The 19870-nt window shown below is 65.4% G+C and carries 16 protein-coding genes; 10 read left to right on the forward strand and 6 right to left on the reverse strand.

The features are described from left to right. The first annotated feature begins 94 nt into the window (after positions 1 to 94). Positions 95 to 1216, forward strand: coding sequence for a peptide chain release factor 2 (gene prfB, locus K3551_RS10530; protein WP_259913054.1), 1122 nt, complete (start codon positions 95 to 97; stop codon positions 1214 to 1216). A gap of 47 nt (positions 1217 to 1263) precedes the next feature. Here prfB and K3551_RS10535 read toward each other — a convergent pair whose 3' ends face one another. The 5 genes from K3551_RS10535 to bcp all read right to left on the reverse strand — a co-directional run bounded on the left by K3551_RS10535 (position 1264) and on the right by bcp (position 5943). Further along, entirely contained in the window at positions 1264 to 2601 is a 1338-nt protein-coding gene (locus tag K3551_RS10535; RefSeq protein WP_259913056.1) for a glycosyltransferase, read from the reverse strand. A 28-nt stretch (positions 2602 to 2629) separates the two neighbouring features. After that, the gene (locus K3551_RS10540) at positions 2630 to 3136 is read right to left on the reverse strand and encodes a polymer-forming cytoskeletal protein (protein ID WP_259913058.1); all 507 of its coding nucleotides are present in this window, start codon (positions 3134 to 3136) and stop codon (positions 2630 to 2632) included. Further along, on the reverse strand, positions 3126 to 4457 hold the full coding sequence (locus K3551_RS10545; protein ID WP_259913060.1) for a M23 family metallopeptidase: 1332 nt from the start codon (positions 4455 to 4457) through the stop codon (positions 3126 to 3128). The genes K3551_RS10540 and K3551_RS10545 overlap by 11 nt, the downstream gene beginning before the upstream one ends. 192 nt (positions 4458 to 4649) lie before the next feature. Further along, entirely contained in the window at positions 4650 to 5459 is an 810-nt protein-coding gene (locus K3551_RS10550; protein WP_259913061.1) for a ferritin-like domain-containing protein, read from the reverse strand. Between the two features lie 16 nt (positions 5460 to 5475). Beyond that, positions 5476 to 5943 (reverse strand): thioredoxin-dependent thiol peroxidase, encoded by a 468-nt coding sequence (gene bcp / locus K3551_RS10555; RefSeq protein WP_259913064.1) that lies wholly within the window; start codon positions 5941 to 5943, stop codon positions 5476 to 5478. 95 nt (positions 5944 to 6038) lie between these two features. Here bcp and K3551_RS10560 point away from each other — a divergent pair, with 95 nt between their 5' ends. The 6 genes from K3551_RS10560 to K3551_RS10585 all read left to right on the forward strand — a co-directional run bounded on the left by K3551_RS10560 (position 6039) and on the right by K3551_RS10585 (position 14408). Continuing rightward, the gene (locus K3551_RS10560; protein ID WP_259913066.1) at positions 6039 to 9344 is read left to right on the forward strand and encodes an AsmA-like C-terminal region-containing protein; all 3306 of its coding nucleotides are present in this window, start codon (positions 6039 to 6041) and stop codon (positions 9342 to 9344) included. 9 nt (positions 9345 to 9353) lie between these two features. Beyond that, a complete protein-coding gene (gene queA / locus K3551_RS10565; protein ID WP_259913068.1) occupies positions 9354 to 10400 on the forward strand; it encodes a tRNA preQ1(34) S-adenosylmethionine ribosyltransferase-isomerase QueA in 1047 nt (348 codons plus the stop codon). Between the two features lie 153 nt (positions 10401 to 10553). After that, complete coding sequence (locus K3551_RS10570; protein ID WP_259913069.1) at positions 10554 to 11813, forward strand: MFS transporter; 1260 nt, start codon at positions 10554 to 10556, stop codon at positions 11811 to 11813. A 31-nt stretch (positions 11814 to 11844) separates the two neighbouring features. After that, the gene (locus K3551_RS10575) at positions 11845 to 12420 is read left to right on the forward strand and encodes a DUF924 family protein (RefSeq protein WP_311199723.1); all 576 of its coding nucleotides are present in this window, start codon (positions 11845 to 11847) and stop codon (positions 12418 to 12420) included. A 102-nt stretch (positions 12421 to 12522) separates the two neighbouring features. Further along, the gene (gene lpdA, locus K3551_RS10580; RefSeq protein ID WP_259913070.1) at positions 12523 to 13914 is read left to right on the forward strand and encodes a dihydrolipoyl dehydrogenase; all 1392 of its coding nucleotides are present in this window, start codon (positions 12523 to 12525) and stop codon (positions 13912 to 13914) included. Positions 13915 to 14015: 101 nt separating this feature from the next. Next, positions 14016 to 14408, forward strand: a complete 393-nt coding sequence (locus tag K3551_RS10585) for a hypothetical protein (RefSeq protein WP_259913071.1) — start codon at positions 14016 to 14018, stop codon at positions 14406 to 14408. Between the two features lie 3 nt (positions 14409 to 14411). On the opposite strand, the gene K3551_RS10590 is transcribed toward K3551_RS10585, so the two are convergent. Then, entirely contained in the window at positions 14412 to 14702 is a 291-nt protein-coding gene (locus K3551_RS10590; protein ID WP_259913072.1) for a DUF1330 domain-containing protein, read from the reverse strand. Between the two features lie 97 nt (positions 14703 to 14799). On the opposite strand from K3551_RS10590, the gene K3551_RS10595 reads away from it, so the two are divergent. From K3551_RS10595 to uvrA, 3 genes are all read left to right on the forward strand, one after another. Beyond that, positions 14800 to 15687, forward strand: a complete 888-nt coding sequence (locus K3551_RS10595; RefSeq protein WP_259913073.1) for a LysR family transcriptional regulator — start codon at positions 14800 to 14802, stop codon at positions 15685 to 15687. A gap of 41 nt (positions 15688 to 15728) precedes the next feature. Next, positions 15729 to 16856 (forward strand): MFS transporter, encoded by a 1128-nt coding sequence (locus K3551_RS10600; protein WP_259913074.1) that lies wholly within the window; start codon positions 15729 to 15731, stop codon positions 16854 to 16856. Positions 16857 to 16969: 113 nt separating this feature from the next. Beyond that, complete coding sequence (gene uvrA, locus K3551_RS10605) at positions 16970 to 19852, forward strand: excinuclease ABC subunit UvrA (protein WP_259913075.1); 2883 nt, start codon at positions 16970 to 16972, stop codon at positions 19850 to 19852. Positions 19853 to 19870: the final 18 nt, after the last annotated feature.

A 19870-nucleotide genomic window follows, 5' to 3' on the forward strand; every position in this document is an offset into this window, starting at 1 on the left:
GAAACGGCGCCCTGAGGGGCCCTGAGCGCGCTGCCTGCTTGCCGCCCCGCGGGTGGCGGTTTAGGTGAAGCGACCAGAACCGCCGGAGCGAGAGATGCGCGCAGAAGTCCAGAACAACGTCGAGGCCATCGCCAAATCCGTGTCCCTGCTCAAGCGCAGACTGGACTGGGAGACGGCCGCCCATCGCCTGGAGGAATTCAATGCGATGATCGAGGACCCGACCCTTTGGGACGACCAGGCGCGCGCGCAAAAGTTGATGCGTGACCGTCAGGCCCTGATGGACGGGATCGAAAGCATCGAAAGCCTGGAGCGTGACACCGCCGACAACGTCGAGATGATCGAGCTGGGCGAGATGGAAGACGACCAGGAAGTCATCGCCGAAGCCGAAGCCGCGATTGCCAAGTTGGTCGAAACCTCCGCCGAAAAGGAGCTGGAGGCCCTGCTGGACGGAGAGGCCGACGGCAACGACAGCTTTCTGGAGATCAACGCGGGTGCCGGCGGGACAGAGGCCTGCGATTGGGCCGAGATGTTGCAGCGGATGTATGTTCGCTGGGCTGGCAAACGCGGTTTCGACGCGGAACTGCAAAGCCAGGAAGCCGGCGGTGAGGCGGGGATCAAGTCTGCGGTTTACAAGATCAGCGGCAAGAACGCGTACGGATGGCTGAAATCCGAGTCGGGCGTGCACCGGCTGGTGCGTATCTCGCCCTTCGGCAAGGGCACGCGCGAGACGTCTTTTGCCTCGGTCTGGGTCTATCCGGTGGTGGATGACAATATCGAGATCGAGGTAAACCCCTCGGACATCCGTATCGACACCTATCGGTCGTCGGGTGCCGGCGGGCAGCACGTGAATACCACCGACTCCGCCGTTCGGATCACCCATATTCCGACCAATATCGTCGTGACCTCGTCGGAGAAATCGCAGCACCAGAACCGCGATATCGCGATGAAGGCCCTGAAATCGCGGCTCTATCAGTTGGAGCTGGACCGCAGGAACGCCGACATCAACGCGGCGCACGAGGCCAAGGGGGATGCGGGCTGGGGCAATCAGATCCGGTCCTACGTCCTGCAACCCTACCAGATGGTAAAGGATCTGCGCACCGGCTACGAGACGTCTGACACCTCGGGCGTGCTGGACGGGGCCCTGGACGGGATCATGGCGTCGGTGCTGGCCTCGGACGCCTCGGGCAAGAGCCGGGCAGACGCGGGCAACGCGTAATCTGCGGTTTGGCGTGTTCTGAGCACAGGCTTGCGTGAGACTTCGCGTCACCCCTCGATGACGATCCGTTCCAACAGGCGGGCTGCAAAGGCGGCCCCGTCTTCTTCGGTGATGGTCCGGGCCAGTGCCGCGACGGCGTTATAGTCGAACCGCTCCAACAGCTCTGTCAGAGCGGCGGCCCCGCGCGCGCCCGAGAAACGTTTGGCCGACAGGCTGCGTGCCACACCCAGCCGTTCCAGCCGCGCGGCATTGTCTGGTTGGTCACCACCCACCGGCACGACCAGTTGCGGTCGCCCCGCGCGCAAAGCCTCGGCCGTGGTGCCGATGCCGCCATGGTGCAGGACGGCGGCACCTAACGGAAACAACGGTGCATGGGCCGCATAGCGTAGCGGCAAGAGATCCGGACCTTCGGGGACCGTGGCCTTGCCGTGCAACAACACGGCGCGCAGGCCCAGTGTCCGCGCCATGGCGATCGCCTCCTGCCAGAAGGTTTCGGGCTCGAGGTCATGGGCGATGGATCCACGGGTCACGATCAACGGCGGTGGTCCCGCGCCGATCCAGTCAAGGACAGCACGGGGCAAGTCGCCTTCGGGGGCAGGCGGAAAGCCCGCGATCTGCAGGCCAGCGGGGGCGTCTTGCGCCAGGGGGGCAAAGCGCGGCGACCAAAGTCCCAGACGCAGGGGCACCGTGGCCCCGTGATCGAACAACGGTGTGCCCGGTTGCGGACCCAGGCCCAGGTCGGCGCGCAGGCGCGTAAGCTCCGCGCTGTGCCGTTGCCGCAGGACCCACCGGGCCGCCGACAGCAGGCCCTTGTTCCATCCGACGCCCAGGCGCGTGCGCGGTTTTTTGATCGCAAGCCGGAAGGCCGGGCCGACTGGCGGGTCGTCGGCGGAGAACGTCATCATCGGTTGCAAAAGCAGGGGCACGTAGGCCGTGCCTGTCATCTCTGCCGCGAGCGATGCGCCCAAAGCAAACGTCGTTCCGGTGACACAGCCCGCGCCGGAACAAAGGTCAGCTACCTGCCGCGCGATCCCCGGCAGCAGGGGCATCATCGCGTGGGACATCATCCGGCTGGGGTCGCGCAGGACCGCGGCGGCAATTTCTTCTCGCGTCATCTGCAACGCGCGGCAGACGTCCGCCTCCGAGGGGCCGACCGGGGACGCGAGCAAGCCCCAGTCGCGGGCCCGTTCACAGTCATCCGGGGACAGGGCGAGGCGCGGCTCGACCCCGCGCGCCTCTAACGCGCGGGCCAGCGACAACACGGGGTAGAGGTCGCCCAATGATCCCAAGGAAGAGAGGACGACGGCGCGGTTACGCGGCCTGGGAATGCGGCCGGTCAGGCCCGGCAAACGTTTGACCCCGCTCCATTGCGGGGGCGGGGTCAAGGAAATCTTCGACATCTTGTGCGGCGGATCAGGCCTTGGGCGCGTCGGCTTTTGGCTTGGCGGCTCCGCCCAGCGGGTCGTCCTGGCGCTGTACGGCACCTTCGAAATGGGCACCCGATTCGATGGCGATGGTCTTGTGGATGATGTCGCCCTCGACGCGTGCGGTCGACGTCAGGCGTACCTTCAGACCGCGCACGCGGCCCACGACGCGGCCATTCACGACGATGTCGTCGGCGATGACCTCTCCGCGAATCGTGGCACCTTCGCCGACGGTCAGCAGGTGGGCCTGGATGTTGCCCTCGATCTCGCCTTCGACCTGGATGTCGCCGGTGGTCTTGATGTCGCCTTTGATCACAAGGTCCGAAGACAGGGTCGACGGCGCGACCTTGGGCTTCATCGCCGAGGACCCGGCCCCCAGCTCAAGCCCGGCGGGCTTGGATGGTGGCGTGGCGGGTTTGGCCGGCGCGGCTGCGCCGGGGGCGGTGGGCTTGTCGGCGTCGCCGCCGGGCTGGTTCAGCTTCGATTTAGAAAACATCCTGACCTGCATTTAGGAAAGTGGCTGGGTTCAAGGCACGACCGCCCCGACGGATCTCATAGTGCAGATGCACCCCGGTCGAGCGTCCGGTGGTTCCCATACCACCGATACGTTCCCCGCGCGAGACCCTTTGGCCGACGGACACGTTGATCGAGTTGAGATGGGCATAGCGGGTCTCGAAACCAAGGGGGTGCTGGATCTTGACCAGTTTGCCATAGCCCGACTGCCAGCCGGCGTGGACCACGGTGCCCGCGGCCGTTGCGCGAATCTCGGACCCACGAGGGCCCGCGAAGTCCAGGCCCGAATGCATCCGGCCCCAACGCGGGCCATAGCCCGAGGTGCGGCGGTGCGGGCCGGGCACCGGATGGGCCAGCGGCAGGCTTTCGGCGGCGATGCGATACAGCTCGACCTCCTCCAGCTTGCTCAGCAGGCGATTGGCGCGCTGCGTATCCAGATCCGGCAGACCCTCCGGGTTGCCACGGGTGGACAGGATCATCGGCTCCAACGGGCCGCCCTGGCCGGAATAGCCACGGCGCACCTGCTCCAGGATGGCATCGGTCGAGATGCCGGACCGGGCGAACACCTTTTCCAGCGGCTCCAGCGAGACCTCGACGGCTTCTTCGAGGCGCGAGAAGATGCGGTCGTTGCGGTCGGCGACGACCTCGGCCATGGCTTCCATCCGCCCGATTTCACTATCGGCGGAGGAGGCGACGATCACGGCTTCGTCGCGCTGCAACGCGGTGGCATCCAGCACCTCGGCCAAGGCAGAAGCAGTGGCGGCAGCGTCGGCGTGCAGACGTTCCGCGCGGGCCGCGGCCTCGGGCGCGTTTTCCAATTTGGCTTGCGCGATATCCACCTCTTCGCGGGCAGCGTCGCGTTCGGCCACGGTGCGGCGCAGGGTGCGCTGGATCACTTCGACGCCGGTTTCCAGCTCGCGGACGCGCTGCTCGGACCCGAGCAGCTGTTCCTGCATCTTGGAAACTTCGTCGAGCGCGGCATAGAACCGCTCCAACGCTTGCTCCGCCTCGCGGGTCCGAGCATCGCGTTCGCCGGACAGCGCATCAAGACGGGTTTCATAGGCCAGTTGCGCGCGCGCGGTCTGTTCGCGCGACGAATTGGAGCTGATGGCCCCGATCAGGAAGAACGAGGTGACGATCACCGTCCAGCCCAACAACACGGCCCCGCCCAGAAGGATACCGGCCTGCGTTGCCGGTCGCATGCGCACAAAACGCGTGCCTTCTTCGGATTTCAGAAACAGTCGTTGTTCCGGCAAATGCTGCTCCAGGCGAGCATTTACCTTGTCAGACAGGCGTTGCTTCACGCGCGTCCCCCCATTGATAACAGCCGATGGTGAGTCATCGACGCCGCGTTTCCGTACCCCTGCCCAGGTTTCGTCCTGGGTCAAACTTGACGCGCTTTTATGCATACCGTTGCAACGGGGCAACCTTCCTGACCCAAATGCCCTTGGGTGGGGCCCGTTTGCGCAGATTCTTGCCGAGTGGTTCGGTTCGTCTCAATCGCGTTCCGTCAGCGGCCAGTAGAAATCGGGCGGAATCCCGGCCTCTGCGCGTTTTTCCTCGTTGAAGGGTGGCTTCAACGGGCCGTGGAAATACCGGCGCACAAGATCGTGGAAGACGACCTTGGGGTCCAGATCGTGGCGACCGCAGAGGAAATGGAACCACTTCGACCCATAGGCCACATGCGCGACCTCTTCGGAATAGATCACCTCCAACGCGGCGACAGCGCTATCGGCGCGGGCGCGGCGGAAGATCTCGATCATGCCGGGCGTCACGTCCAGGCCCCGCGCCTCCAGGACCATGGGCACGACAGCGAGACGCCCCATCAGGTCGTCTGCCGTATCCTCGGCGGCACGCCACATGCCGGCATGTGCGGGCAGCGCACCGTAGTGGCTGCCCAGCTCCTCCAGGCAGTCGGCCATCAGGTTGAAGTGCTTCGATTCCTCGTCCGCCGCCTTGACCCAATCGTCGAAGAACCCCATCGGCATCGGGACATCGGAAAACCGCGCGATGATGTCCCAGTGCAGGTCGACGGCGTTCAACTCGATGTGCGCGACGGCGTGCAGCAGGGCGATGCGGCCTTCGGGCGTGCCCGGTTTGCGGCGGGGCACATCGCGCGGATCCAGAAGTTCGGGTGAACTGGGCCGGGCCGGACGGTCCGGGGGCGCGGCGCGACCGACCTCGGGCGTGTCCCCGGCGGCACGCGCCGCTTGCCATGCCGCGGCATGGCGCCGTGACAGGGCCGTCTTGTCACGCCCGTCCGCACAGCGCAGCACCTCGTCGGCCATCTGGGCGAGTGGCAGCATCCCCTTGCAACCGCGTCTAGGCTTTGACCGCGTCCAGCACGGCCTCGACGTGGCCCGGCACCTTCACCTTGCGCCACACCTGTTTCACGACGCCTTCGGCGTCGATCAGGAAGGTAGCGCGTTCGATGCCCATGCTTTTCTTGCCGTACATGTTCTTTTCGACCCAGACGCCATAATCCTCGCAGGTGGTGCTTTCGGCGTCCGAAGCCAGGATCACGCCCAGGTCGTGCTTGGCGATGAACTTGTCATGCTTGGCCACCGTGTCCTTGGACAGGCCGACGACCACGGCCCCCGCCTCGGCAAAGGCGGCCCCATGTTCGGTGAATCCAATCGCCTCTGTGGTGCAGCCCGGCGTGTCGTCGCGCGGGTAGAAATAGAGAACGACTTGCTGGCCGCGCAACGCGGACAGGCTGACCTCACCGCCGCCATCGCGGGGCAGGGTGAAATCTGGGGCGGTGGTTCCGGCGGTGATTTCTTCGGACATCTGCAAAGGCTCCTGCAAGGGGTGCGTTGGCGAAGGACTTGGAACCGGCACCCCGTCAGGTCAAGGTAAACCTGCCCATTGCCCCCAGGACCCGCATGACCGAGTTGCCCGCCAAACCCCGCAAGACGCGCGTCCTTCTCAGGGGCGGGCTGTATCTTGGGCTTATCCTGCTGGGGCTGGCGATCGGCACGGCCTACCGGCTGACGCGTGGGCCAGTGGCCTTTCCGGTATGGGCGGTCGAGCGGATCGAGGATCGCCTGAACCGGGATCTGATCGACGCGCGTTTGACGATCGGTGACGTGGCGCTGGCCTACGATCTGCAGGCTCAGGCGCTGCGCCTGCGGATCCGCAACGCCGTCCTTCGCCGCGATGACACCGATGTCCTTGCGTTGCCGGTTGCCCGTGTCACCCTGGATGGACGCAGCCTGCTGGCGGGCGACCTGCGCCCGCAGGTGATCGACTTCGAGGGGTTGGGCCTGAACGCCGCCCGCGATGCCGAAGGACGGTTCAGCCTGTCGCTTGGTGCCGGGGGCGGCGGTGCCCTGCCGGATAGTCCCGGCGCGGCGCTGGCGTTGCTGGACCGGGTTCTGGCGACGCCGGTTCTGACGCAGTTGACCGATGTGCGCCTGACCGACATCGACCTTGCCCTGCGCGACGACATTACCGGGATCGCACAGCGTCTGACCGGGGGGGCATTGGTTCTGCGCCGTCAGGCCGGTGGCCTGCGCGCCACGCTTACGCTGCGCCTTCCGGCGGGGCCGGGCCGGACATCCGACCTGGCGTTGACGGTGAACCGGGCGGCGGCTGGCGGCGGGGCGCAGGCGCGGATTGCGCTTGTCGATCTTCCGTTGTCGGCGCTTGCTGCGCTGGTTCCGGGGGTGCCGGCCCTGTCCCTGGCGCGGGCGCGGTTGTCGGCCACGGCGCAGGTGACCCTCTCCGAGGGGGGGACGCTCAGTCCGCTGACGGGCCGGTTGGAGGCGCGGGACGCCGTGATGATCGACCGCCCCGCACTGGCGCTGGACCGCACGACCCTGGCCTTTGCCTGGCGACCCGGCGCGGACCGCATAGAGGTGACCGAACTCGTCGCCAGCTCCGACGCCGTTTCCACACGGGCCGAGGGGCAGGTCCTGCTGGAGCAGGGGGTGACCGGCCCGATCACCCTGCAACTTCGCCTGGGCGAGACGGTTCTCGACCCGGAGGCGATGTTCGAAACCCGTGTCGCCTTTGATCGCGGCCTCCTGGAGGCGCGCGTCACCCAGTCGCCGCTGACGTTGCATTTGGGGCAAGGCATGGTCACCGGCCCTTCTGGCATGGCGCGCCTGTCTGGCAAGGTCGCGATCACGCCCACCGGCCCGCAGGGCAGTCTCTCGCTATTCGTGCCTGAGATGGCGGTGGGGCAGTTGACCGCGCTCTGGCCGCCGTCGGTTCAGGTTCAGGCCCGCCGCTGGTTCACCACCAACATGCTGGGTGGCACCGCGCGACAGGCGTCCGGCGTGTTGCGGCTGGAACCGGGACAACCGCCTGAGGTGCTTGCGAATTTCCTCTTTTCAGAGGGTCGGGTCAGGTACATGCGTTTCATGCCGCCCGCCGAAGCGGCCAGTGGCGCCGCGCAATTTGATGGCCGACGTCTGGCGCTCCGCATTGATGTGGCACAGGTGCCCGCGCTTGGCCCGGACGATGACCTTTCGGCAGACACGCCGCGTCTTGCTGTCGGCCCCTCGACGTTCGTGATCCTTGACGCGACGCAACGCCCCGCGACGGGGCAGCTGACCCTGCGGGCCTCGGGCGAAATAGGTGACATCCTCACCCTGACCAACAATCGCCCTCTGCGCCTGTTGGATCGGTTGAAGAGATCGCGCGACGTGGCCCAGGGGCAGGCGGATGCGTTGGTGCGTGTGACCCTGCCGCTCAGACGTGGCAACGCGCCCGCCGATATCGACTGGGCCGTCGAGGCGACGTTGCGCGATGTGACCAGCGCGGGCATCGTGCCGGGCCGCAGCCTGCGTGCCGATCGCCTCAGCTTTGCCGCCACGCCCGAGGCGGTGTCCGTGGCTGGGCCCCTTACCTTCGACGGAGTACCCTTTGAGGGCCGCTGGCGACAGGCCCTGCCGCCCCGCGCAACCGAGGCGCGGGATCCGGAGGCCCCCCTGCCACCCCCCGTCCCCCTGCCGGAGCCGGGGTCCGTGACCGGCACCGCGCGTGTCGCGCCCGAAGACCTGACACGCCTTGGCATTTCGCTGGCGGCGCTGGACCTGGGCGGTCGGACGGATGTGGCTGTCACCGTGATCTTGCCACAGGGTCGGGCCCCGCAACTCTCCATCACCAGTGCGTTGCAGGGCATGCGCGTGGGCCTGCCCGCCATCGCCTGGACCAAACCCGCCGAAACGCGCGCGGAGTTCGCCCTGGGCGCTGTCCTCGGCCCCGTGCCGGAGGTGACGGCGCTGTCGCTTTCGGCCCCCGGACTGCGCGCGCAGGGCGCAATAACCCTCCGGCCGGAGGGCGGCCTGGATCTGGCGCGGTTCTCCGAGATCGATACCGGCTGGTTCGCCGGGCCGTTGACTCTGCGCGGGCAGGGCAAGGGGGTGCCGCCCGCCATCGACATCACCGGTGGTCGTGCCGATCTGCGTCGCGCGCTGTTGCGGGGGGGCGGTGCCGGCGGTGGCGGCGGACAGGGTAGCCCGCTCAACATTTCCCTGTCACGACTGACGGTTACCGAAGGTATCGCGCTGACCGATTTGCGCGCGACGTTGCGTGGCGGTGCGGGATCGTTCACCGGACAGATCAATGGCGGGACCCCGATCGAAGGCGTTGTGGCCGGGGGGCCGCAGGGGGCCACGGTGCAGATTCGCGGGGCGGATGCGGGCGGTGTTCTGCGCTCTGCCGGACTGTTCCAAGAGGCGCGGGGCGGGGCCTTGCAGATGACGCTGCGCCCCACCGGCGAGACGGGCACCTACGACGGGGCCCTGCGTCTGTCGGAGCTGCGGGTTCGCAATGCCCCCGCGTTGGCCTCTCTGCTCCAGGCGCTTTCCGTTGTGGGAATCCTTGAACAACTGACTGGCGAGGGGCTGTTTTTCCAAACCGTCGAAAGCGACTTCACCCTGCGCCCCGGATCCATCGCCGTTCGCCGCGCATCTGCTGTCGGTCCGTCGATGTCGATCACCGCGGATGGAACCTACGACTTGGGGGACAAGTCTTTGAATATGCAGGGCGTCATCTCTCCGATCTATCTGGTGAACGGGCTGTTCGGGGCGCTTTTCTCGCGGCGGGATGAGGGGTTGTTCGGGTTCACCTATCGGTTGGACGGGTCGGCTGCAGCGCCGCAGGTTTCGGTCAATCCCCTGTCGATTCTGACGCCGGGAATTTTTCGCGACATCTTTCGCAGCCCCCCGCCCGAGGGGTAAGGGCAGGGCATGAAACTCAGCGATTTCGATTTTGACCTGCCCGAAGACTTGATTGCGACCCGCCCGGCGCGACCACGGTCGTCTGCGCGGATGATGGTCGTGCAACCGGATGTGATCACAGACGCGCGTGTCACGGATCTGACCGACTGGCTGCGGCCTGGGGATCGGTTGATCCTGAATGATACCAAGGTGATACCTGCTCGGCTGACCGGTGAGCGGGTGCGTCAGACCACGGATGGATCGGGCCGCGCCAAGTGTGAATTCACCCTGACGGAGGCGCAGCCGGATGGCAGCTGGCGCGCCTTGGGCAAGCCGCTGCGGAAACTGCGCGCGGGCGATCATATCGTGTTCGCCGCCGGGTTGACCGCTCAGGTCCTGGCAAAGTCAGAGACGGATGTTACCTTGTCTTTTGATACTGAAGACAAGGATTTGGATGATGTTCTTCAGGTTGCGGGGCAGATGCCGCTGCCGCCCTACATCGCCGCCAAGCGTCCGCCCGATGCGCAGGACAACGATGATTATCAGACGATCTGGGCGCGGCATTCCGGGGCGGTCGCGGCACCGACGGCCTCGCTCCACTTCGACGCGCCCCTGTTGGAGGCACTGCGGGCACGGGGCGTGGGCTTTACCGAGGTGACGTTGCACGTCGGGGCAGGGACGTTCCTACCGGTCAAGGTAGAGGATGTGACCACGCACAAGATGCATGCGGAATGGGGAGAGGTCACCTCCCAAGCGGTTGAAGATATTCGTAAAACCAAATCTGATGGGGGACGGGTGATCCCGGTAGGGACGACTGCCTTACGGCTGATCGAGAGCGCGGCGCGCGGGGGTGTGATCACAGAATTCCGGGGCGAGACGGACATCTTCATCTACCCAGGCTTCCGCTTTCAGGTCGCGGATGGGTTGATGACCAATTTCCACCTGCCGCAGAGCACGTTGTTGATGCTGGTCAGTGCCTTGATGGGGCGAGATCGGATGATGGAGGCCTATGCCCATGCGGTTCAGGACCGCTATCGGTTCTTCAGCTACGGGGACGCCTCGCTGCTGCTGCCATAACGGATTTTTCACGTTTTGGGGGTAGTCTGTCAGGTGACTTTCACAATTTGGGGGAAAACCTGAGCGGCAAGACGCGGGGTGTCGGCTTGGTGCTAGACCTGACGCGAATCGAGGCGTAGGCGCGGCCCAGCAATCGTGTCTCAGAGGTCGGCCATGCTCATCGTGTTACGAAACTCCTGGGCGCTGCTCCTGGGGATTACCCTGCTGATGCTGGGCAACGGGATTCAGGGCACTCTGCTAGGTGTGCGCGGCGAGATCGAGGGCTTCTCGACCGGGGCGATGTCCATCGTGATGGCCAGCTATTTTGCCGGCTTCCTTTTGGGGTCGCAATTGGTGCCCGATCTGATTCGAAAGGTCGGTCATGTGCGCGTGTTCGCGGCCCTGGGGTCCTTGGCGAGTGCGGGTCTGATTCTCTATCCGGCGTTGGTGGATCCGATCGCCTGGACGGCGCTTCGCCTGCTGCTCGGCTTTTGTTTCTGCGGTGTTTATATCGTCGCGGAAAGCTGGCTGAACAATACAACTACGAACGAGACGCGGGGGCGCGCGCTGTCGCTTTACCTGATCGCGCAGATGGTCGGGATCGTCGCCGCGCAGGCCTTGTTCACCCTGGGCGACGCGAGCGAGTTCTATCTGTTCATCACCGTCTCGGTTCTGGTGTCGCTGGCCTTTGCGCCGATCCTTTTGTCGGCCACGCCGGTGCCCCCGTTCGAGACGACAAAGCCGATGTCGTTCCGGGAACTGTACCGGGTGTCCCCGCTGGGGTTCATCGGCATCCTGTTGCTGGGGGCCGTGTTTTCGGCGTTGTTCGGTATGGCGGGTGTTTACGGTGCCTTGGCAAAGCTGACGTCGGCGCAGATCGCGCTGTTCGTGTCGGCCATCTATCTGGGCGGTATGGTGTTTCAGTACCCGATCGGCTGGCTTTCGGACAAGATCGACCGCCGCCAGATGGTCGTCGTCGGGGCACTGGTCGGGTTGGCGGGGTGCCTGCTGGGCATGTCGGGGATCGGTGGCTTCACCGGAGCCTTGAGCGCCGCCTTTCTGATCGGCGGCATGGCAAACCCGCTGTATGGCCTGCTGCTGGCCTATACCAATGACTTCCTCGCGCCCGAAGATATGGCCTCGGCCTCTGGCAGGTTGTTGTTTGTCAACGGCTTGGGGGCAATCGGCGGGCCGCTTGTCACCGGTTGGCTGATGGAGCGGACGGGCCCTGCGGGGTTCTTTCTGTTCATCGGCGTCCTGATGGCCGCGCTGGCGGGCTATGCCATCTGGCGGATGACCCAGCGCCCGGCAGTGGAAACCGACGAGACAGCGGCCTACGTGGCTATGTCACCGGGTGCCACGACGCCCGTGACCATCACCGCAATGGTCGATGAATGGGAAGAACAGTTGACGCAGGACGAGGAGACTGCGTGAATTGCAGCCAGGGGAAACGGGAGGAGTTTCAATGGTGCATGATCCTGAAGAGGTTCTGCATTTCTGGCTGGAGGAATGTGGACCACAGGAATGGTATGCGGGGGGCGACGCCCTGGATGCCAGGATCCGGGACCGCTTTGCCGCAGTCTGGGAAGCGGCACGCGATCGCAAGTTGGAAGGCTGGCGCTGTACTGCGCGCGGCACGCTGGCCCTGCTGATCCTGTGCGACCAGTTTCCGCGAAACATGTTCCGCGGTCAGCCCAAGGCCTTTGCCACCGACGCCTATGCGCGGCGGGTGGCGAGCGTCGGGATCAGTCGCAACATGGACCGGGACATCGGTGGTAAGGCGCAGCAGTTTTTCTATCTGCCGTTCGAACATTCCGAAAGCCTGACAGATCAGGAACGGGCCGTGCGCCTGATCCTGTTGCGGATGGAGGCCCCCGACAGCCTGCTGCATGCGCGCGCCCATCGACAGGTCATCCGTGATTTCGGACGGTTCCCGTTCCGCAACACCGCGCTGGGCCGCCAGAGCAGCCGCGCCGAGCTGTCTTTTCTGGAGGGCGGCGCCTATGGCGGTGTTCTGCGAGAGTTGCAGAATGCAGCCTGAGTTATGCACTGTGTGCATGGCTGGGCCATCGAAGGGGCACTTCACCTTTTGGCATGGACCAGTTAGTTCAACGTTAAACAAATTCGACGCAAGGGGCATGACATGGCCAATTCCTTCGACCTTATCGTGATCGGCTCCGGCCCTGGTGGCTATGTGGCCGCCATACGCGCGGCGCAGCTGGGGCTGAAGGTCGCCTGCGTCGAGCGGGAGCATCTGGGCGGTATCTGCCTGAACTGGGGCTGTATCCCGACCAAGGCGATGCTGCGGTCGTCCGAGGTGTTCCACCTGATGCACCGCGCCAAGGAATTCGGGCTGAAGGCGGAAAAGATCGACTATGATCTGGACGCCGTGGTCCAGCGGTCGCGCGGCGTGGCCAAACAGCTGTCGGGCGGGATCGGCCACCTGTTCAAGAAGAACAAGGTCACCGTCGTCATGGGCGAGGCCAAGCTGGCAGGCAAGGGCAAGGTTTCGGTCAAGACCGACAAGGGCACCGAAGAGCTGACGGCGAAGAACGTGATCGTCGCCACCGGCGCGCGGGCCCGCAACCTGCCGGGGCTGGAGGCGGACGGCAAGCGCGTCTGGAACTACAAGACCGCGCTGATGCCGCCGCATATGCCCAAGAAGCTGCTGGTCATCGGATCGGGCGCCATCGGCATCGAATTCGCCAGCTTCTACAACACGTTGGGGGCTGACACGACGGTGGTCGAGGTGATGGATCGCGTGCTGCCGGTGGAGGACGAGGAGATTTCCAAGTTCGCCAAGAAGCAGTTCGAGAAGCAGGGAATGAAGATCCTGCAGAAATCGACCGTCAAGTCGCTGGACCGCAAGGCCGACAAGGTGATCGCCACCATCGAGTCCGGCGGCAAGTCCGACACGCATGAATTCGACACCGTGATTTCCGCCGTGGGCATCGTCGGCAACGTCGAGAACCTGGGCCTCGAAGAGCTGGGCGTGAAAATCGACCGGACCCATGTGGTCGTGGACGAATACTGCGGCACCGGGGTCGAGGGGCTGTATGCCATCGGCGACATCGCGGGCGCGCCCTGGCTGGCGCACAAGGCCAGCCACGAGGGGGTCATGGTGGCCGAAAAGATCGCGGGCAAGTCGGTGCATCCGATCCGCCCCGAAAGCATCGCAGGCTGCACCTATTGCCATCCGCAGGTGGCCAGCGTCGGTCTGACCGAGGCGAAGGCCAAGGAAGCGGGCTATGACATCAAGGTCGGTCGTTTCCCCTTTATCGGCAACGGCAAGGCGATTGCCCTGGGCGAGCCGGAGGGCATGATCAAGACCGTTTTCGACAAGAAGACGGGCGAGCTGCTGGGGGCGCACATGGTCGGGGCCGAGGTGACCGAGCTGATCCAGGGCTATGTCATCGGCCGTCAGCTGGAGACGACGGACGAGGATCTGGCGCATACCGTGTTCCCGCATCCGACCCTGTCGGAAATGATGCACGAGGCCGTGCTGGACGCCGACGGGCGGGCCATCCACTTCTGATCCGGTGCAGGATTGCGCAGGACGGGTCGCCCTTGGGCGGCCCGTTTGCGTTTGCGGGGCGGGGCGGTAGGGTTCGGGGCAGTCACCGACCGGAGTTTGCCATGAAAGCCGTGTTAGCCATCGCCCTGACCGCCCTGTCCCTCGCGGCACCCGCCCAGGCGCAGCAGCAGTTGGGATACTATTTCGCGGAGATCGGGCCGCAGGACGTGGTCAATTCCCGGGGCGCGCGCCTGGGGTCTGTCTGCGCGATCCTGCAGCAGGACCGCGCCAATGTGCATCGGTTCGGGCGGCGGGATCGGAGCGATGAAATCGACCCGTTCTTCGGCGACCGGGCTGCCCGTGGGATCATCAGTCAGGATTGCCGCCCGGTCTATCCGGGCGACAAGAACATTCAGCGGCTGATTCTGAACGGGACCTCTCCGTTGGTTCGGGTTCAGATCTGGGGCCGCCCCGGCCGGATCCAGTTCGTGACCTACGAGAACGGCGCCGGCTAGACGTCAGAGATCGCCTAGCAGGGTGATCATCGTCTGCGCCCCGCGCTTGCGCAGGGCATGTACGTCCGCCAGATCCGGGTCGTTGATCCAGGCGCGGGCTGCTTCGGCATCGGGGAAGGCCGCCATGACGGCGGTCGCGGGGCCGGCGCCCGTGTCCTCCAGCACCTCGCTGCCGGGGCCTCCGGCGAGGATCTTGCCGCCGTGCTTGGCAAGGGCGGCGCTGGCCTGGCTGCGGTAGTCAGCGAAGACGTCTGCGTCTTTCAGGACGAGTTGGACGGTGATGTAGGCGGTCATGTGAGCGGTCCTCTGGTTGGGTGATCCAGGGATATCCGAACAGGGGCCATTGCGGAATTGATTGAAGGTGCAAGCCGCCCGTGCAAATCTGCATGGTATGGCTGCTGACTGGAATACCCTGAAATTGATCCTCGATCTGGAACGGGGGGGCAGTCTGGCGGCAGCGGCGCGGGCCACGGGGGCCAGTGCGGCGACCCTGTCGCGGCAATTGGCGCGGGCCGAGGCGCAGGTCGGGCGGCGGCTGTTCGATCGCGTGCCCGAGGGGCTGCGCATAACCGACGACGGGGCGATGATGGCCCGCCATGCCGACCGGATGGAGGCGGAGGCACTGGCGCTGGACCGGCGGTTGGCGGGTCGCGTGGACGGGTTGCAGGGACCGCTGACCCTGACGCTGCCGCCGTTGTTGGCCAGTGTGGCCCTGGCCGAGGACATACGCGGATTTGCCCGGCGACATCCGGGCATCGCGCTGCGTCTGCTGGGGGACAACACGCCGCTGGACCTGCACCGACGCGAGGCCGACGTCGCCCTGCGCGTCAGCCGCACCCCGCCCGAAAGCCTGTGGGGCCGCAAATTGGTCGAGCAGAACGCCGGGTTCTTTGCCAGCCCCGGCTTTCTGCAGAATCACGCAGATGGTTTGCGTGGTGAGGCCCCGTTGCCGGTCCTGCGCTTTACCGCCTGGGCGCGCACCTGGCCCGCAGGCCTGACGGAGGTGTTTCCAAGCGCCGAGGTTGCAATGACCTGCGACGACATGCCGGTGGCGATCGCCCTGGCGCAGGCCGGGGTCGGTGTTCTGCGGGCGTCCTGTTCTGTCGGGGCAGAGGCGGCGGGGCTGGTGCCCGTGCCCGGCACGCCGCGCGTGCCCTATGCGCCGATCTGGTTGCTGACCCATCCGGACCTGCGTCGCAGCGCGCCGGTCGCCGCCCTGATGGCGCAGCTGACCGCCTTTTTCGAGGCGCGCAAGCCGATGTTCCTGGGCGCACGCTAGCCCCCCTCGTCTTCGGCGCGGCAACCTGTCAGGCAGGCGCCATGGAACGTACACATTGGGGGCTGGTGGCCCTCGTCTTCTTTGGCGGGCTGCTGGCAGCGGCCCAGTTCGGCAAGATCAGCCTGACCCTGGTCGAGGTGGCCGGTGCCTTTGCGCGGCCCGTGACCTCCGTGGCGTTTCTTGTGTCGCTTGTGGGGATCATGGGGCTGGTGCTGGGGCCGATGGCGGGCGGAATTACCGCCGGGTTCGGGCCTGGGCGGACGTTCCTGGCCGGGCTGGTGCTGGGCGGGGCTATGTCGCTGGTACAGGCGCTGATGCCGCCGTTTTGGTTGTTCGCGCTGTCGCGCGGGGTCGAGGGGCTGGCGCATCTGGCGCTGGTCGTGGGGGGACCGCCCTTGATGGCGGCGGCGGCGGCGGACAACGACCGGCCTTTGGTCATGGGGCTTTGGGCCGTGTTCTTCGGCGCGTCGCTGGCGATTTCAGCACAGATCTTTCCCGGGCTTCTGGCCGCAGGGGGGCTGCCGCTGTTGTTCGCGTTGCATGGCGGATTGTTGATCGGCCTGGCGGCGGTGTTGTGGCATCGGGTGCCACGGGTGCCCCGCGCGCCGGTCCAGCTGAACCCCGTGACCGTTCACCGAGAAATCTATGGCAAGATCCGCACCATGGCACCGGGTCTGGGGTTCGTCTGCTATACGTTCCTGTTCATCGCGGCGATTGCCTTTCTGCCCGAAGCGTTGGACCGTCCGGCCCTGGGCACGATCCTGCCGGTCATCACCCTGGTATCGACGCTGGCGGGCGGGGCGCTGTGTCGGCGGGCCGCCCCGCACCACGTGGCCGCGGTCGGCTACCTGGGGACCATCGCGGGTGTTCTGGCGCACCTGGTGGGTGTGCCCGGCGGGATCGAGACCGGTTTTCTGTTCATGGGGCTGATCCCCGGCGCGAGTTTCGCCGCCATCCCTGCCTGGAACATCAGCCCCGGCGACCGCGCGCGCGCGACCGGGGCCGTCGCGCAACTGGGCAACCTGGGCACGGTCAGCGGCACGCCGATTTTCGCGCTGGTCTGGACGGTGGCGGGGCAGGGCGGATTGCTGTGGCTGTTGATCGGGGCCTCGGCGCTGGGCGCGTTTCTGGCGCTCTGGTCCGGGGCGCGGGCCAGCGCTGGCCCCTGATGCGGTGACGTGGTAAGCGTTCCTTAAATGTTCTCATAGGAGTCGCCCGTTCTGCATTGCAAGCGCGGACCGCCTGCCTATGTCATCAAGTCTGACGTATTCCGGGGGCAGGCATGGCCGAGCAGAAGTTCATCGAGGTGCGCGGTGCGCGCGAACATAACCTCAAGGGCGTCGACGTCGATATTCCGCGCGATCAGCTGGTGGTGATCACCGGTCTGTCGGGGTCGGGGAAATCGTCGCTGGCCTTCGATACGATCTATGCCGAGGGACAGCGCCGCTATGTCGAATCGCTGTCGGCCTATGCGCGGCAGTTCCTGGACATGATGCAAAAACCGGATGTGGATCACATCAGCGGCCTGTCCCCTGCGATTTCCATCGAGCAGAAAACCACGTCCAAGAATCCCCGGTCCACCGTCGGGACGGTGACCGAGATCTACGACTACATGCGTCTGCTGTTCGCGCGCGCGGGCACGCCCTATTCGCCGGCCACCGGACAGCCGATCACGGCGCAGCAGGTGCAGGACATGGTCGACCGGGTCATGACGATGGAGGAGGGGACGCGCGGGTATCTGCTGGCCCCCATCGTGCGCGACCGCAAGGGCGAGTATCGCAAGGAGATGCTGGAGCTGCGCAAGCAGGGTTTCCAGCGGGTGAAAGTGGACGGCGACTTTCATGACCTGGATTCCCCGCCCGAGCTGGACAAGAAATTCCGCCATGACATCGACGTGGTCGTCGACCGCATCGTCGTACGCGAGGGGTTGGAGACACGGCTGGCGGATTCGTTCCGTACCGCGCTGGACCTGGCAGATGGCATCGCCATTCTGGAAACCGCGCCCAAGGAAGGCGAGGCTGAGCGGATCACCTTCAGCGAGAAATTCGCCTGTCCCGTCAGTGGCTTCACCATCCCCGAGATCGAGCCGCGGCTGTTTTCGTTCAACGCGCCCTTTGGGGCCTGTCCGACCTGCGATGGGTTGGGGATGGAGCTGTTCTTTGACGAGCGGCTGGTGGTGCCCGACGTCACGCTGACCCTGCCCAAGGGCGCGTTGGCGCCTTGGAACAAAGGCAAGAGCCCGTATTTCACGCAGACCATCAACTCTATCGCCAAGCATTATGAGTTCGATCAGAAGCTGGCGTGGAAGGACCTGCCCGAAAAGGTCCAGCAGGTGTTCCTGCGTGGATCCGGCAAGGAAAAGATCAAGTTCCGCTATGACGAAGGCGGGCGCATCTATGAGGTGACGCGCGTGTTCGAAGGGGTGATCCCCAACATGGAACGCCGCTATCGCGAGACAGATTCGAATTGGGTGCGCGAAGAATTCGAACGCTATCAGAACAACCGCGCCTGCGCGGCCTGCGGCGGCTATCGCCTGCGGCCCGAGGCGCTGGCGGTCAAGATCGGACCTGTCGACGGCCCGGCAGAGGATCGGCTGCACGTGGGGCAGGTGGTCCAGATGTCCATCGCCGAGGCGCTTGCCTGGTGCGAGGCGGTGCCGGGGCAATTGTCCAAACAGAACAACGAGATCGCCCGTGCCATCCTGAAGGAGATCCGGGAGCGGTTGGGGTTCTTGAACAACGTGGGCCTGCAATACCTGACGCTGAGCCGCAACGCGGGCACCCTGTCGGGGGGCGAGAGTCAGCGCATTCGCCTGGCGTCGCAGATCGGCAGCGGGTTGACCGGCGTGCTTTATGTGCTGGACGAGCCGTCGATCGGTTTGCACCAGCGCGACAACGACCGGTTGCTGACGACGCTGAAAAACCTGCGGGATCAGGGCAACACGGTCATCGTCGTGGAACACGACGAAGAAGCCATTCGCGAAGCGGATTACGTCTATGACATCGGGCCGGGGGCCGGGGTTCATGGCGGAACCGTCGTGGCCCACGGCAAGCCGGAGGAGCTGCAGGCCAATCCGGCCTCGATCACCGGTGACTACCTGGCCGGACGGCGCGAAATCGCGGTGCCCGCCAAACGACGCAAGGGCAACAAGAAAAAGCTGACGGTCGTGAAGGCGACCGGAAACAACCTGAAGGGTGTGACGGCCGAATATCCGTTGGGCCAATTCGTGGCCGTCACCGGTGTGTCGGGCGGGGGCAAGTCGACCCTGACGATCGAAACGCTGTTCAAGACCGCGTCGATGAAACTGAACGGGGCACGCCAGACGCCCGCACCCTGTGAGACGGTGAAGGGGTTGGAACACCTCGACAAGGTGATCGACATCGACCAGCGGCCCATCGGGCGCACGCCCCGGTCGAACCCGGCGACCTATGTGGGGGCCTTCACCCCGATCCGCGACTGGTTCGCGGGTCTGCCCGAGTCTAAGGCGCGCGGCTACAAGCCGGGCCGCTTCAGCTTCAACGTCAAGGGCGGGCGGTGTGAGGCCTGTCAGGGCGACGGGGTCATCAAGATCGAGATGCACTTCCTGCCCGACGTCTATGTCGAATGCGAGACCTGCAAGGGCAAACGCTACAACCGCGAGACGCTGGAGATCCACTTCAAGGGCAAGTCGATTGCCGACGTCCTGGATATGACGGTCGAGGACGCGCAGGAGTTTTTCAAGGCGGTGCCGTCGATCCGCGAGAAGATGGACGCGCTGATGCGCGTCGGTCTGGGATACATCAAGGTGGGGCAGCAGGCGACGACCTTGTCGGGCGGCGAGGCGCAGCGCGTGAAACTGTCGAAGGAATTGTCCAAACGGTCCACAGGTCGGACTTTGTACATTCTGGACGAGCCTACGACCGGTTTGCACTTCGAAGATGTTCGAAAACTGCTAGAGGTGTTGCACGAATTGGTCGACGGCGGCAATTCCGTCGTGGTGATCGAGCACAATCTGGACGTGGTGAAGACCGCCGATCACGTGATCGACATCGGTCCCGAAGGCGGCGATGGCGGTGGGCAGATCGTGGCCACCGGCACACCCGAACAGATCGCCGAAGCCGAGGGCAGCCATACCGGTCATTACCTGCGGCCCTTGCTGGCCAAACGCGAAATCGCCGCCGAGTAGGCGGCGATTTACGAGGGT

This window comes from Jannaschia sp. M317, assembly GCF_025141175.1.
Taxonomy (GTDB): domain Bacteria; phylum Pseudomonadota; class Alphaproteobacteria; order Rhodobacterales; family Rhodobacteraceae; genus Jannaschia.